Source organism: Pseudomonas sp. R3-41 (genome assembly GCF_054161485.1).
The window spans coordinates 393,235-407,764 of the sequence record NZ_CP096421.1; the positions used below are offsets into that span (position 1 = coordinate 393,235).

Annotated in this window: 17 protein-coding genes and 1 other RNA gene; 10 read left to right on the forward strand and 8 right to left on the reverse strand. The window is 62.2% G+C overall.

All coding sequences use genetic code 11. From position 1 onward, the window contains the following. Positions 1-325: 325 nt before the first annotated feature. Positions 326-1,303, reverse strand: coding sequence for an NADPH:quinone oxidoreductase family protein (locus M1D99_RS01720; RefSeq protein WP_434573666.1), 978 nt, complete (start codon positions 1,301-1,303; stop codon positions 326-328). Positions 1,304-1,453: 150 nt separating this feature from the next. On the opposite strand from M1D99_RS01720, the gene M1D99_RS01725 reads away from it, so the two are divergent. Continuing rightward, positions 1,454-1,870: a flagellar basal body-associated FliL family protein gene (locus M1D99_RS01725; protein WP_186707593.1), complete on the forward strand. Its 417-nt coding sequence runs from the start codon at positions 1,454-1,456 to the stop codon at positions 1,868-1,870. A 140-nt stretch (positions 1,871-2,010) separates the two neighbouring features. On the opposite strand, the gene M1D99_RS01730 is transcribed toward M1D99_RS01725, so the two are convergent. After that, a complete protein-coding gene (locus M1D99_RS01730) occupies positions 2,011-2,463 on the reverse strand; it encodes an EVE domain-containing protein (protein WP_434573668.1) in 453 nt (150 codons plus the stop codon). A 194-nt stretch (positions 2,464-2,657) separates the two neighbouring features. Here M1D99_RS01730 and M1D99_RS01735 point away from each other — a divergent pair, with 194 nt between their 5' ends. Further along, on the forward strand, positions 2,658-2,804 hold the full coding sequence (locus tag M1D99_RS01735; RefSeq protein ID WP_162893876.1) for a hypothetical protein: 147 nt from the start codon (positions 2,658-2,660) through the stop codon (positions 2,802-2,804). A gap of 35 nt (positions 2,805-2,839) precedes the next feature. On the opposite strand, the gene M1D99_RS01740 is transcribed toward M1D99_RS01735, so the two are convergent. From M1D99_RS01740 to M1D99_RS01755, 4 genes are all read right to left on the reverse strand, one after another. After that, positions 2,840-3,445: a 5-formyltetrahydrofolate cyclo-ligase gene (locus tag M1D99_RS01740; RefSeq protein ID WP_186707591.1), complete on the reverse strand. Its 606-nt coding sequence runs from the start codon at positions 3,443-3,445 to the stop codon at positions 2,840-2,842. A gap of 114 nt (positions 3,446-3,559) precedes the next feature. Continuing rightward, a non-coding RNA gene (ssrS, locus tag M1D99_RS01745) (6S RNA) lies at positions 3,560-3,739 on the reverse strand. A 30-nt stretch (positions 3,740-3,769) separates the two neighbouring features. Then, the gene (locus tag M1D99_RS01750) at positions 3,770-4,087 is read right to left on the reverse strand and encodes a cell division protein ZapA (protein WP_053126417.1); all 318 of its coding nucleotides are present in this window, start codon (positions 4,085-4,087) and stop codon (positions 3,770-3,772) included. After that, complete coding sequence (locus tag M1D99_RS01755; protein ID WP_003177365.1) at positions 4,084-4,293, reverse strand: TIGR02449 family protein; 210 nt, start codon at positions 4,291-4,293, stop codon at positions 4,084-4,086. The genes M1D99_RS01750 and M1D99_RS01755 overlap by 4 nt, the downstream gene beginning before the upstream one ends. Positions 4,294-4,422: 129 nt before the next feature. Between M1D99_RS01755 and M1D99_RS01760 the strand changes: the two genes are divergently transcribed. From M1D99_RS01760 to gcvH, 8 genes are all read left to right on the forward strand, one after another. After that, on the forward strand, positions 4,423-4,977 hold the full coding sequence (locus M1D99_RS01760; RefSeq protein WP_058542287.1) for a YecA/YgfB family protein: 555 nt from the start codon (positions 4,423-4,425) through the stop codon (positions 4,975-4,977). A gap of 25 nt (positions 4,978-5,002) precedes the next feature. Continuing rightward, the gene (gene pepP, locus M1D99_RS01765; RefSeq protein WP_434573673.1) at positions 5,003-6,337 is read left to right on the forward strand and encodes a Xaa-Pro aminopeptidase; all 1,335 of its coding nucleotides are present in this window, start codon (positions 5,003-5,005) and stop codon (positions 6,335-6,337) included. Beyond that, entirely contained in the window at positions 6,334-7,521 is a 1,188-nt protein-coding gene (gene ubiH / locus M1D99_RS01770) for a 2-octaprenyl-6-methoxyphenyl hydroxylase (RefSeq protein WP_458131315.1), read from the forward strand. Before pepP ends, ubiH begins: the two co-directional genes overlap by 4 nt. A 67-nt stretch (positions 7,522-7,588) precedes the next feature. Then, complete coding sequence (locus tag M1D99_RS01775) at positions 7,589-8,806, forward strand: 2-octaprenyl-3-methyl-6-methoxy-1,4-benzoquinol hydroxylase (RefSeq protein WP_186730176.1); 1,218 nt, start codon at positions 7,589-7,591, stop codon at positions 8,804-8,806. A gap of 240 nt (positions 8,807-9,046) precedes the next feature. Beyond that, on the forward strand, positions 9,047-10,051 hold the full coding sequence (locus M1D99_RS01780; RefSeq protein ID WP_434573675.1) for an extracellular solute-binding protein: 1,005 nt from the start codon (positions 9,047-9,049) through the stop codon (positions 10,049-10,051). A 170-nt stretch (positions 10,052-10,221) separates the two neighbouring features. Further along, a complete protein-coding gene (locus M1D99_RS01785; protein WP_434573677.1) occupies positions 10,222-11,838 on the forward strand; it encodes an ABC transporter permease in 1,617 nt (538 codons plus the stop codon). A 155-nt stretch (positions 11,839-11,993) separates the two neighbouring features. Next, positions 11,994-13,076, forward strand: coding sequence for a glycine cleavage system aminomethyltransferase GcvT (gene gcvT, locus M1D99_RS01790; protein WP_434573679.1), 1,083 nt, complete (start codon positions 11,994-11,996; stop codon positions 13,074-13,076). Positions 13,077-13,128: 52 nt separating this feature from the next. Further along, positions 13,129-13,512, forward strand: a complete 384-nt coding sequence (gene gcvH, locus M1D99_RS01795) for a glycine cleavage system protein GcvH (protein WP_434573681.1) — start codon at positions 13,129-13,131, stop codon at positions 13,510-13,512. A 180-nt stretch (positions 13,513-13,692) separates the two neighbouring features. Here gcvH and M1D99_RS01800 read toward each other — a convergent pair whose 3' ends face one another. Then, the gene (locus tag M1D99_RS01800) at positions 13,693-14,013 is read right to left on the reverse strand and encodes a DUF2388 domain-containing protein (RefSeq protein WP_186707601.1); all 321 of its coding nucleotides are present in this window, start codon (positions 14,011-14,013) and stop codon (positions 13,693-13,695) included. A 65-nt stretch (positions 14,014-14,078) separates the two neighbouring features. Beyond that, positions 14,079-14,528 (reverse strand): NfeD family protein, encoded by a 450-nt coding sequence (locus tag M1D99_RS01805; RefSeq protein ID WP_186707584.1) that lies wholly within the window; start codon positions 14,526-14,528, stop codon positions 14,079-14,081. Positions 14,529-14,530: the final 2 nt, after the last annotated feature.

A 14,530-nucleotide genomic window follows, 5' to 3' on the forward strand; every position in this document is an offset into this window, starting at 1 on the left:
CAGTGAAATTTTCACCTCTGATCGATAAAGGGCCTATTTCGTATGAGCCGGGTCCCAGTTGCTTATGAGGTCCTAAATAGGTGTTCGCATCGCACATATGACTTATCCATGTCGGTTCGTCCGTGACTGAATGGCTCCCCGCTGCTGCGGGGGGCTTTGTGTGTGAGGAAGGTTTGCGCATTTCTTTGGCGAGGATGCGGTATATATCTATCGCCAAATCAAATTTTATTTATGGCTGCCAAGAATTCCGACATGGGTCAAATGGAATAAAAAAAGGCCAGGGCCACCCTCATCGGTGGCCCTGGCCTTTTTGTCTGATGCGGTTTCAACGCACCTGCACAACCACCTTCCCCACCGCCTTGCGCTGCCCCAGGTCATTGATCGCCTGGGCGGCGTTGCTCAGCGGATACACCTGGGACACCAGCGGCTTGAGCTTGCCCTCGGCGAACCAGCCGAACAATTGCTGGAAATTGGCGGCATTGTCCTTCGGTTGGCGCTGGGCGAAAGAGCCCCAGAATACGCCCACTACGGCGGCGCCCTTGAGCAAGGCCAGGTTCACGGGGAGTTCCGGGATGCGTCCGCTGGCAAAACCCACCACCAGCAACCGGCCGTTCCAGGCGATGGCGCGGATGGCCTGGTCGAACAGGTCGCCGCCCACCGGGTCGTAGATCACGTCGGCGCCCTGGCCGTCGGTGAGGCGCTTGATTTCATCCTTCAGGCTGGTTTCGCTGTAGTTGATCAAATCGTCGGCACCGGCCGCCTTGGCCACTGCGAGTTTCTCCGCGCTGCTGGCGGCGGCGATCACCCGGGCGCCCATGGCCTTGCCGATTTCCACGGCCGCCAGGCCAACGCCACCGGAGGCGCCGAGCACCAGCAGGGTTTCGCCGGGTTGCAGGTTGGCCCGTTGCCTGAGGGCGTGCATCGAGGTGCCATAGGTCATGCTGAAAGCCGCGGCGGTGTTGAAGTCCATGGACGCGGGAATCGGCAACACGTTGTAGCCGGGGACCGCCACCTGTTCGGCAAAGCTGCCCCAGCCGGTCAGCGCCATCACCCGGTCGCCGACTTTCAAGTGGCTGACGTTCTCACCCACCTGGCTGACCACGCCCGCCGCTTCGCCGCCGGGGGAAAACGGGAAGGGTGGCTTGAATTGGTATTTGCCCTCGATGATCAGCGTGTCAGGGAAATTCACCCCGGCGGCGTGCACGTCCAACAGCACTTCGTTCTTCTTGGCGACGGGGCTGGCGACGTCTTCCAGCACCAGCGATTCGGCGGGGCCGAATTCTTTGCACAGCACGGCTTTCATCAGGGCTATTCCTTTGGGAGTGATGGCCGATAAGTGTAGGTGTGAGAGATAACGGGTCAACGAGCATGCCCCGCCCTGATAGCCGGCCATAAGCTTGTGCTTGAACGGCGGGTCGGTATGCTGGGCCGCAAACCGGATGAGGAATCGATTGTGAAAGCGTGGATCATGTTGATGCTGGCCCTGTCGCTGCCTGTGGCGGCGATGGCCGAAGAGGCCAAGGAAGCGAAAGAGGGCGAGGCACCGAAAGTCAGTTATATCACCCTCAGCCCGCCGTTCGTGGGCAACTATGGCTTGGACGGCACGGCGAAGCTGAAGGTCTACAAGGCCGACGTGGCCCTGCGCGTGACCGGTGATGCCGCCGCGGCGGCGGTCAAGGCCAACGAGCCACTGATTCGTAACCAGTTGGTGGCGTTGTTTGCCCAGCAGACCACCGAGGGGATGAACAACCTCGAAGCCAAGGAAAAACTGCGTCAGGAAGCGTTGAAGCAGACCCAGCAGGTGATGAACGACGAGACTGGCAAGCCGATGGTGGATGATTTGTTGTTCAACAACCTGATCATTCAATAGGTTTTGTGGTGGCTGGGCGGGCCCTATCGCGAGCAAGCTCGCTCCCACAGTGGATCTCCAGTGGTCCTATTTTGTGAACAACCGAGACCCCTGTGGGAGCGAGCTTGCTCGCGATAGCGGCCTACCGGACAGCGAATCACTCAAGGCTTCAGCGCAACCACCGCCGCCCACTGCTCCGCCGTCACCGGCATCACTGACAGCCGCGAGCCTTTCTGCACCAGCGGCATTTCCGCCAGGGCGGTCTGTTGCTTGAGGCAGTCGAGCTTCAGGACGTGGCGGAACGTCTCGACATGGGCCACGTCGATCGCGGTCCAGGGGTTTTTGTCCGGGCTGGCCTTGGCGTCGAAATAATGGCTGTCCGGGTCCAAGGCGGTCGGGTCGGGGTAGGCCGCCTGGATGATTTTGCCGATCCCGGCGATACCGGGCTCGGGGCAGCTGGAATGGTAGAAAAAGAATGTATCGCCCACCGCCATGGCCCGCAGGAAATTGCGTGCCTGGTAGTTGCGAACCCCGTCCCAACGGGCCTGGCCAAGCTTTTCCAAGCCCTGGATGGACAATTCGTCAGGCTCGGATTTCATCAGCCAATAGGCCATGATTGCTACTCCTTGGCGGTGTGGAAAAAATAGTTCAGCGATTTTATGACAAACCGACAGTCGGTTGACGCCAGAGTTTGCGTGTAGGGGCCGGTTGCCGCAAAATGCCGGCCTTCCAAGCTTGACGCTGCTGCACGGCCAATAAGAAAACCGCTGCTGTCATCGTGTGTGATATGCCTTGAGGGGGGCAATCGATGAAACGCAAACCGGATTTGTTGTGGATCTTGGTCATTCTGTTCGGTCTGGGTGTCGTGACCACGGGTTACGCCCAAAGCCTGTGGGCCAACAAGACCGAGGCGCCGGTGGATATCACCCAACCCGCGCCATCGCTCAAACGCTGAACCCGCTTTCCAGGCGCCGCGGATGACCGTGGCGTCTATCCCGCGATATACCACCGCCTGTCGCTGACCGTTCCCTGTAGCGGTACGTCCCAGCTTGCCTGCGCCAATCGTTCGACCTTCTGGCATTCATGGGCCAGCCCCAATAGCGTTGGCTTGCGCCACTGCTTGCGTCGCGCCAGGTACGCCAGGCTGCGGTCGTAAAAACCGCCGCCCATGCCCAATCGACCTCCCGCATCGTCAAACCCCACCAGTGGCAACAACACCAGGTCCAGCGTCCAGACCTTGCGTTGCCGGGCGACGTTCTTGCGTGGTTCAGGGATACGAAACCGATTGGGCTGCATCTGTTCGCCGGGGTGGATGCGTTGGAATACCATCTTGGTCTGCGGCCACGGGCTGAGTACCGGCAGGTAAGTGGCCTTGCCCCGGCGCTGGGCCGCGCGCAGTAGCAGGCGCGGGTCGATTTCGCCATCGTTGGGCAGGTACAGGGCGATGTGCTTTGCACGGCGAAACAGCGGGTGCTGGGCCAGTTGTTTGTACAGCCCGCGGGCGGCTTGCCGTTGCTGGGCGGGCGTCAGAGCGCGACGGGCCTGGCGCAGCAGGCGTCGAAGTTGCGGGCGGGGCAGCAGCGCGGGTTCGGTCATATCAAGGCTTCACGCAGTGGCGATGTCACAGCGTAACCGCAAAACAGGGTGCCCAGAAATGCCTGCGCCAGAAACGACAATGCCAGTTCATATGAACTGGCATTGTCTGGAGTCAGGCTCCCCGGATGAACCGCTGTCGGCTTAGCCCTTGAACCCGAAAGTTCAAGGTGGAAGTTGCAGGAGGCGTTAAGGCTTTCCGTCAAGCGGACATGCACACCGGCCCCAACGTGCAACCCCCGTGGTTGTGCGTATCGGCTCAGGGACATCACCAACTGGCAAGCACCCCAGGGAGTGACGCGAGTATACCCCAGGCAGCTTCGCGAATCAGCCCTTGGCGACGTCTGGATCGGTGGCGAGCACCAGATCCACCCGATCGAGCAGGTCGCGCACCTGTTCACGGGTCGAGCCGCTGACCTGTACGTCCGGCGTGTCCTGGCGATGCAACAGGTCGTGGGTGATGTTCAAGGCGGCCATCACGGCGATGCGATCGGCGCCGATGACTTTGCCGCTGCTGCGGATCTCGCGCATCTTGCCGTCCAGGTAACGGGCGGCACTCACCAGGTTGCTGCGCTCTTCCTGGGGGCAGATGATCGAATATTCTTTGTCGAGGATCTGCACGGTAACGCTATTGCTTGAACTCATGAGTCTTGCTCCAGGGCCTTGAGGCGCGAAATCATCGATTCGACCTTACGCCGGGCGATTTCGTTTTTTTCAATGAGGTGCGCGCGTTCCTCGCGCCAGGTTTTTTCCTGAGCTAATAGGAGTCCGTTTTGGCTCTTAAGTTGCTCGACCCGGTCAATTAGCAGTTCGAGTCTGGCCATCAGCGCTTGCAGGTCGGTGTCTTCCATTGTGTCCACTGAAGATTGTGTCTGATGGAGGGTATGGGTCGCACAGCCTCTGATAGTCTTGGCGAGTCTGTCGATGTAGGATACAAGGCCTCCATTCTAGACATAGCGCCGTCTGGCGCCTAGCTGCCCATGCCCATTCAGAATTCCCCGTATCAAGCATTCGCCACCCTGCTGAGCACCAGCGGTCATCCTGTCTCGCCCGCCGAACTGCATGGCCTGTTGCTCGGTCGCAGCTGCGCCGGCGCCGGCTTCGAGGCCGACGGCTGGTTGGCCGACGCCGCCGAGCTGTTGGAAGGCGAGCCGGCGGACAACGTCCGTAACGCGCTGATCGGCCTGCAGGAAATGGTCAAGGGCGAGTTGACCAGCGACGACATGACCGTCGTCCTGCTGTTGCCCACTGACGACGCCCCCCTGGCCGAGCGCGCCGCGGCGCTGGGGCAGTGGTGCCAGGGCTTCCTCGCCGGCTTCGGCCTGACCCGCCGCGAATACGCGCTGAGCGAAGAAGCGAAGGAAGTGCTGCAGGATCTGGCCGCGATTTCTCAGGTCCAGGATGCCCTGGAAGAGTCCGACGACGGCGAAAGCGACTACATGGAAGTGATGGAGTACCTGCGGGTCGCGCCATTGCTGCTGTTCACCGAGACCAAGAAAACCGATGCAGCGGCCCCCAAGCCGTCCTTGCATTAATTGTTAGAGGGAACCCCGTCTGCCCATGATTCATATCCCGAAATCGGAATACAGCCGTCGCCGCAAGGCCTTGATGGCGCAGATGGAACCCAACAGCATCGCAATCCTGCCCGCCGCCGCCGTTGCGATCCGCAACCGCGACGTCGAGCATGTCTACCGCCAGGACAGCGACTTCCAATACCTCAGCGGCTTTCCCGAGCCGCAAGCGGTGCTGGTGCTGATGCCCGGCCGCGCCCATGGCGAATACATCCTCTTTTGTCGCGAGCGCAACGCCGAACGTGAGTTGTGGGACGGCCTGCGCGCCGGCCAGGAAGGCGCGATCCGTGACTACGGTGCCGACGACGCTTTTCCCATCGCCGACATCGACGACATCCTGCCGGGCCTGATCGAAGGTCGCGACCGGGTGTATTCGGCCATGGGCAGCAACCCTGAATTCGACCGGCACCTGATGGAGTGGATCAACGTGATTCGCTCCAAGGCCCACCTTGGCGCCCAGCCGCCGAACGAATTCGTTGCCCTGGATCACTTGCTGCACGACATGCGCCTGTATAAATCGGCGGCGGAACTGAAGGTCATGCGCGAAGCGGCGCGGATCTCCGCCCAGGCGCACATCCGGGCGATGCAGGCGGCGCGCCCGGGGTTGCATGAGTTCAGCCTGGAGGCCGAGCTCGATTATGAGTTTCGCAAGGGCGGGGCGAAGATGCCGGCCTACGGCTCGATCGTCGCGGCGGGGCGCAACAGCTGCATCCTGCACTATCAGCAGAACGACGCGTTGCTTAAGGACGGCGACCTGGTGTTGATCGACGCCGGCTGTGAAATCGACTGCTACGCCAGCGATATCACGCGTACCTGGCCGGTCAGCGGCAAGTTTTCGCCCGAACAGAAGGCGATCTACGAAGTGGTGCTGGCTGCCCAGGAAGCCGCGTTTGCCCAGATCGCACCGGACAAACACTGGAACCAGGCCCACGAAGCGACGGTCCGGGTCATTACCGAAGGGTTGGTGCGCCTGGGACTGCTGGAGGGTGAGGTGGACGATTTGATTGCCAGCGAGGCCTACCGGGCGTTCTACATGCACCGCGCCGGCCATTGGCTAGGCATGGACGTGCATGATGTGGGCGAATACCGGGTCGGCGGCGAATGGCGGGTCCTGGAAATCGGCATGACGTTGACAGTGGAACCGGGCATCTATATCAGCCCGAACAACCGCAGCGTCGCGAAAAAATGGCGCGGCATTGGCGTGCGCATCGAGGATGACGTGGTAGTGACCAAGACCGGTTGTGAAATCCTGAGCCGAGGCGTGCCGAAAACGGTCGCCGACATCGAGGCCCTGATGGCCGCCGCCCGGACGCAAGCGGCATGAGCCGGATCAACGTGGCGATCATCGGCGGCGGCCTGGTCGGCGCGAGCCTGGCCCTGGCCCTGCAGGCTGGTGCCAAGGCCCGGGGCTGGAAGATCATGCTGATCGAGCCCTTCGCCCCTGGCGACGCCTGGCAGCCAAGCTACGATGCCCGGTCCTCGGCATTGTCCTACGGTGCCCGGCAGATTTATCAACGCCTGGGTGTCTGGCAAGAGATTTCCCGCCGCGCCGAACCGATCAAGCAGATCCATGTGTCCGACCGCGGGCGGTTTTCCACGGCGCGGCTGTCGGCCATGGAAGAAGGTGTGCCAGCGCTGGGCTATGTGGTGGAAAACGCCTGGCTCGGCCAGTGCCTGTGGCAAGGCCTGGACCCGGAAGTGGTCAGTTGGCGCTGTCCGGCGCAGGTGATGCGCATGGAGCCATTGGTCGGCGGTTATCGCCTGACCCTCGACGACGAAACCACCCTGGAATGCGATCTTGCGGTACTGGCCGATGGTGGTCGCTCCAGCCTGCGCGAGCAGTTGGGCGTCGGCGTGCGCAGTCGCCCATATGACCAAAGCGCCTTGATTGCCAACATCACCCCCAGCGAAGCCCACAATGGCATGGCCTTCGAACGCTTCACCGATGACGGCCCGATGGCCTTGTTGCCGCTGCCGGAGAATCGTTGCGCGCTGGTCTGGACCCGCCAGGGCATGGACGCACAACGGCTGGCAGCCCTCGACGAGCGCAGCTTCCTCAGCGAATTGCAGGGCGTGTTCGGTTATCGCCTGGGGACGCTGAAACAGGTGGGCGTGCGGCACTTGTACCCGCTGGCGTTGGTGGAGGCTGAAGAGCAGGTCCGTCCGCACCTGGCAATCCTCGGCAACGCCGCCCACAGCCTGCATCCAATTGCCGGGCAGGGGTTCAACCTGTCCCTGCGCGATGCCCAGGCCCTGGCCGATGCCTTGCTCGACAGCGACGGCGAGCCCGGAGACTTTGCCGTGTTGCAGGCTTATCGCGAGAGCCAGCGCACGGATCAGGCCCTGACCGTGGGCTTCTCCGACCAGGTCACGCGCCTGTTCGGCAGCAACCTGCCGCTGGTGTCCCTGGGCCGTAACCTCGGCTTGCTGGGCCTCGACCTGTTGCCTCCGGCCAAGCGCTGGTTCGCCCGCCAGGCCATGGGTTTGGGGACGCGTCCCGATGCGTGAGGCTGGCGTGGTCACTTCTTTTCATGGGCGACTGACGTCGCCAGCAAAACAGGCATAGAGCATGGAATTGCGTGCAGATCTGCTGATTGTCGGCGCCGGTATGGTCGGCAGCGCCCTGGCGCTGGCGTTGCAGGGCAGTGGCCTGCAAGTGCTGTTGCTCGACGGCAGCCCGATGAGCGTCAAGCCCTTCGATCCCCAGGCCGCGTTCGAGCCCCGGGTCAGCGCCTTGTCGACGGCCAGCCAGCGAATCCTCGACCGCCTGGGCGTCTGGGACGGCATCACCACCCGGCGTGCCAGCCCTTATACCGACATGCACGTCTGGGACGGCAGCGGCACCGGGCAGATTCATTTTTCCGCCGCCAGCCTGCACGCCGAGACGCTTGGGCACATCGTTGAAAATCGCGTGGTGCAGGACGCGCTGCTGGATCGGTTGCATGATTGCGACCTGGGCCTGCTGGCCAATGCCCGGCTGGAACAGATGCGTCGCTCCGGCGATGATTGGTTGCTGACCCTGGCCGATGGCCGCACCCTGCGCGCGCCCCTGGTCATTGCCGCCGACGGCGCGAATTCGGCTGTGCGCCGCCTGACCGGCGTGGCAACACGCGAATGGGATTACCTGCACCATGCCATCGTCACCAGCGTGCGCAGCACCCGGCCGCATCGAATGACGGCATGGCAGCGCTTCACCGATAACGGTCCGCTGGCGTTCCTGCCCCTTGAGCGTGACGGCCAGCATGACTGGTGCTCGATTGTCTGGTCCACGACCCCCGAAGAAGCGCAGCGTTTGATGGCGCTCGATGACACTCGATTCTGCAACGAGCTGGAACGCGCCTTCGAAGGCCAGCTCGGTCCGGTACTGAGCGCCGACCCGCGCCTGTGCGTGCCGCTGCGCCAGCGCCATGCCAAACGCTACGTGGCCGAAGGGCTGGCGCTGATCGGCGACGCGGCCCACACCATCCATCCGTTGGCTGGGCAGGGGGTGAACCTGGGCTTCCTCGACGCCGCCGTGCTGGCCGAAGTGCTGTTGCAAGCGGCCGCACGCGGCGAGCGCTTGGCGGACGTGAAGGTGTTGAGCCGCTACGAGCGGCGCCGCATGCCCCACAACCTGGCGCTGATGGCCGCGATGGAGGGCTTCGAGCGGTTGTTCCAGGCCGATCCGCTGCCGGTGCGCTGGTTGCGTAACACCGGGTTGAAACTGGTAGACCGCTTGCCTGAGGCCAAGGCGCTGTTCGTGCGCGAGGCGCTGGGGTTGATTGGAGATTTGCCGGATCTGGCCAAGGCTTGAGAGGTGGGTTGGGCTTATGGCCCTATCGCGGGCAAGCCTTGCTCCCACAAGCTTTTGCTTCCCCCGGATGTCCGATGTGGGAGCTGTTGTGGGAGCAAGGCTCGCCCGCGATGGCTGTCGCAAAACACTGCACAGCTCAAGGCTGCAACATTTGGAAATGTGTCCGCCTACTGTTCGATTGTGATGACAAATGTGAGTCCTTATCATTTGCGCTTCGCTCACCATCCAGAGACCGCTACCATGTTGGCAACCAAACGCCTGCTGTCCGCCCTCGCCTTGACCCTGATCGGCACCACTGCCGCCCAGGCCGCCGATGAGGTGGTGGTCTACTCCTCGCGCATCGATGAACTGATCAAGCCGGTCTTCGACGCCTACACCAAGAAAACCGGCGTGTCGGTGAAGTTCATCACTGACAAGGAAGCGCCGTTGATGCAGCGGATCAAGGCCGAAGGCGCAAACGCCACCGCCGACCTGCTGCTCACCGTCGATGCCGGTAACCTTTGGCAAGCCGAGCAGATGGGCATTCTCCAGCCGTTTACCTCCCCGGTGATCGACGCCAACATCCCGTCTCAATACCGCGCGTCCTCCCACGCCTGGACCGGCTTGAGCCTGCGGGCGCGGACCATCGTCTATTCCACCGAGCGGGTTAAACCCAGCGAATTGATCACCTATGAAGCGTTGGCTGGCAAAGAGTGGGAAGGCCGTCTGTGCCTGCGGACCTCGAAGAAGGTCTACAACCAGTCCCTGACTGCCACCCTGATCGAAACCCACGGGGCGGAAAAAACCGAGGAAATTCTCAAGGGCTGGGTCAAGAACCTGTCCACTGACGTGTTCTCCGACGACACTGCGTTGCTTGAAGCGATCAACGCTGGCCAATGCGATGTCGGCATCGTCAACACCTACTACTATGGCCGCTTGCACCAGCAGAAGCCGGACCTGAAGGTCAAGCTGTTCTGGCCGAACCAGGCTGATCGTGGCGTGCACATCAACCTCTCCGGCATTGGCTTGACCCAGCATGCACCGCATCCGGAAGCCGCGAAGAAGCTGGTGGAGTGGATGACCACGCCAGAAGCACAGAGCATTTTCGCCGACGTGAACCAGGAATTCCCGGCCAACCCGAAAGTCGAACCGTCCAAGGAAGTGGCAGCCTGGGGCAAGTTCAAGGCCGACACCCTGCCGGTGGAAGTCGCGGGTAAACGCCAGGCCGAAGCCATTCGCATGATGGATCGCGCTGGCTGGAACTGAGACCCGTCCTGTTCAGTTCATTGAAAACAGGTGGCGAGGGAGCTTGCTCCCGCTGGAGGGCGAAGCCCTCCCAGAGTATCTGCGGGCCATGGCCCGGAACTTTGGGGGCTACTTCGTAGCCCAGCGGGAGCAAGCTCCCTCGCCACGTGACCATTTAACGAGAGTTTTCCTTGGCCCACCCCGCCCAACGCCGTTGGTACCCCCTGGTCTTCGCCATCGCCGCGTTGGTCCTGTTGCCCTTGAGCGTCTTGCTGCTGTCCTGGCAGAGCATCGACCAACAGATCTGGTCCCACCTGTGGGACACGCAAATGCCACGCCTGCTAGGCAACACCCTCACGTTGATCCTTGGCGTGGGGATCGGTGTGACGCTGTTGGGGGTCAGTCTCGCTTGGCTCACCAGCCTGTGTGAGTTCCCGGGGCGACGCTGGCTCGACTGGGCGTTGATGCTGCCGTTTGCGATTCCGGCTTATGTGCTGGCGTTTGTCTTCGTGGGTCTGCTGGATTTTGCCGGCCCTGTGCAGACGCTGATGCGAGAGTGGTTCGGCAGCGGCCTGCGCCTGCCTCGGGTTCGTTCCACCGGCGGGGTAATCCTGGTGCTGGTGCTGGTCTTTTACCCTTACGTCTATCTGCTGGCACGCAGCGCCTTCCTGGCCCAGGGCAAGGGCCTGATGGAGGCTGCCCGGGTGCTGGGGCAATCGCCGTGGCAGGCGTTCTGGCGCGTGGCGCTGCCGATGGCCCGGCCGGCCATCGGTGCAGGCGTGGCGCTGGCGCTGATGGAAACCCTGGCGGATTTCGGTGCGGTGTCAGTGTTCAACTTCGACACCTTCACCACCGCCATCTACAAGACCTGGTACGGATTCTTCAGCCTATCCAGCGCAGCCCAATTGGCCAGCCTGCTGTTGTTGGCGGTGATGCTGGTGCTCTACGGCGAACGCCGGGCCCGCGGCGCCAACCGAGCCAGCAACGAGCGGCCCCGGGTCAAGGCGTTGTACACGTTGCGCGGCTTCAAGGCCGTGGCGGCCAGTGGCTGGTGCTTCCTGGTGTTTGCCTGCGCGTTTGTCATCCCGGTGCTGCAATTGGTGGTGTGGTTCTGGCAACGCGGCCGTTTCGACCTGGATGAGCGTTATGCCGGGCTGATCGTCCACACCCTCTACTTGGGCGGCCTGGCCGCGTTGGTCACCGTCTGCGTGGCCTTGCTGCTGGCGTTCGCCCGGCGGTTGGCGCCGACCCGCCCGATTCGTGCCGGCGTCGGCCTGGCGAACCTGGGATATGCCTTGCCCGGTTCTGTGTTGGCGGTGTCGATCATGCTCGCGTTCAGCTACCTGGACCGTGAGCTGGTCATTCCGCTGTCGACCTGGCTCGGCGGCGCAGGCAAGCCGTTGCTGCTGGGCAGCCTGTCGGCGCTGTTGTTGGCGTATCTGGTGCGCTTCCTGGCCGTGGCCTACGGTCCGTTGGAGAGCAGCCTGGCGCGAATTCGTCCGTCCTTGCCCGAAGCGGCACGCAGCCTTGGGGTCAGTGGGCCACGACTGTTTTTCAAAGTGTATCTGCCGTTGTTGTTGCCCGGGACATTGAGCGCGGCGTTGCTGGTGTTCGTCGATGTGCTCAAGGAAATGCCCGCGACGCTGCTGATGCGCCCGTTCGGCTGGGACACGCTGGCGGTGCGGATCTTCGAGATGACCAGCGAAGGGGAGTGGGCCCGGGCCGCGTTGCCGGCGCTGACGTTGGTCTTGGTGGGGTTGTTGCCGGTCATCGGATTGATACGACGTTCGGCCCATCGAAACAGCTAGGTGTCAGTCCTACTTCATGCGGCTACAATGCGCGGCATTCGGTGCGGTCCGTCTGTCGGACCGGGCAACTGAGAGCGTCAGAAAACTCCTTTTTTCAGGCGTTCGCGCTACGCAGTGTCCGTCCGCACCTTCGCCAAGCCCGGAAGGAGAAACCCATGGGACAGCGTACGCCTCTGTATGACCTTCATCTCGCCCTCGGCGCGAAGATGGTCGATTTTGGCGGTTGGGATATGCCTTTGCACTACGGCTCGCAAGTCGAAGAGCACCATCAGGTGCGTCGCGACTGCGGTGTGTTCGATGTATCCCACATGACCGTGATCGATGTCGCCGGCCCCCAGGCCAAGGTCTGGCTGCAGCGCTTGCTGGCCAATGACGTCGACCGTTTGCAGGGCTCAGGCAGTGCCTTGTACAGCGCGATGCTCAATGAGCGCGGCGGCATTGTCGACGACATGATTATCTACCGTGTCGAGGACGGCTATCGGCTGGTCTTCAACGCCTCGACTCGCGATCAGGACCTGGCCTGGATGCAGGCGCAGCTCGGTGACTACGACGTGCAGTTACATGAGCGCCCCGAGCTGGCGATGCTGGCGATCCAGGGCCCCCACGCCCGGCAAAAGATTGCCGAGTTGGTCACGCAACCGCGTGGGCAAATCATCCAGCAACTCAAGCCTTTCGAAGGCCGCGCCGACGGCGAATGGTTCATCGCCCGGACCGGCTACACCGGCGAAGATGGCCTGGAGATTGTGCTGCCCGCCCAAGAGGCCCCGAGTTTCTTCAACGACCTCGTAGGGGCCGGCATTTCGCCCATCGGCCTCGGCGCCCGCGATACCTTGCGCCTGGAAGCCGGCATGAACCTCTACGGCCAGGACATCGGTCAGGACGTTTCGCCCCTGGCCTCGAACATGGCCTGGAGCATCGCCTGGGAACCGGCGAGCCGTCCGTTCATCGGGCGCAGTGCGCTAGAGGCCGAGCTTGCCAGCGGTGTGCAGCACAAACTGGTCGGGCTGGTGCTGGAAGAGCGGGGCGTTTTACGCGCCCATCAAGTGGTTCGCATCGCCAATGTTGGCGAAGGAGAGATCACCAGTGGTAGTTTTTCTCCTACGCTTAGCAAGTCGATTGCCCTGGCACGTGTTCCGATGGAAACCGCCGACCGGGCCGAGGTGGAAATTCGTGGTAAGTGGTACCCGGTACGGGTGGTCAAACCGACCTTCGTCCGCCATGGCAAAACCCTGATCTAACCTTTTGCGGCGGGCCGCTGGCCGCTGACACTTTCTCTTGAGGACACAGAATATGAGTGATATCCCTGCCGACCTGCGGTTTGCCGAAAGCCATGAGTGGGCCCGTCTGGAAGCTGACGGCACCGTCACCGTGGGCATCAGCGACCATGCGCAGGAAGCCTTGGGCGATGTGGTGTTTGTCGAGCTGACGGAAATCGGTAAGGTCTTTGCCGCGGGTGACCAGGCCGGTGTGGTTGAGTCGGTCAAGGCCGCTTCCGACATCTACGCCCCGGTTGCCGGCGAAGTGGTCGCGATCAACGAAGAGTTGGGCGGTTCGCCGGAGTTGCTGAACTCCGATCCGTACGGCGCCTGGATCTTCAAGCTCAAGCCAAGCGACAAGGCTATGCTGGATAAGTTGCTCGATGCGGCAGGCTACAAGGCCGCAATCGGCGAATAACCCGGATCTAATGTGGGAGCGGGCTTGCTCGCGAAAGCGGTGTGTCAGGTTCAGTAGTGTTGACTGATACACCGCTTTCGCGAGCAAGCCCGCTCCCACAGGGTACTGGGGATAGCTTCGGGATGTTCACGGAGCAAAAAAATGCCGCTCAATCGAGCGGCATTTTTCATGGGCCGGGAATCACTCCTGGGCGACGGCGTTTTTCGCCAGGATCGCGTTGGCCAGTTCCATGTCGGTGGCTTGCAGGCCTGGGTTGTCGGCACGCACTTTCTGCATCGCTGCCTCCAGGTAAGGGCCGCGGATACCGCCATCACTGGCGACGAAGCTGCCGGCATCGTCCTGGGCGGCGACGATCAGCTTGTTATCCTTGAAGGTCAGGTAGGTGGAACCGGTGGTCGCACCGGATGAGATGACGTTACGCCAAAACGTGTCGGCCATTGCCGAGCCAACAGGAAGAGACAGCAAGGCTAGGGTAGCGACAGCAAGTTTGAGACGCATGATAGGTGACTCCACTGGGTTAACTATGACGTTGGATTACCTGCGTCTCGATTCAGTTCCATGACTTGTCAGTCAGCCCGCTCCACTTGCAATACCGCGCCTTCCTGGGCCACCACCTTGACTCGCGTACCAATGGGCGACTCGGGCCCCTTGGCCAGCCAGACGCTGTCGGCCACCTTGATCTTGCCGCGGCCCTCGACGATCGCTTCATGCACCAGGAAGACCTTGCCGATCAGTTCCTGTCCGCGCAGGTTCAGGAGCGGCTGATCGCTTTGGCGCACCGCGCTGCGCTGGCGTTGCCACCAGTACAGTGCCGTGGCGATGGCAAACAGGCCGAACAACAGGAACTGCAGCTCCCACGGCATCTGCGGCAGGATGAACGTGAGTACGCCGACTGCCGCGGCGGCCATGCCGATCCACAGCAAGTAGCCACCGGCGCCGAAGACTTCGAGGATCAGCAGGATCACGCCCAGCGCCAGCCAGTCCCAGTACGACATGTGTTGCAGGAACTCCCACATAC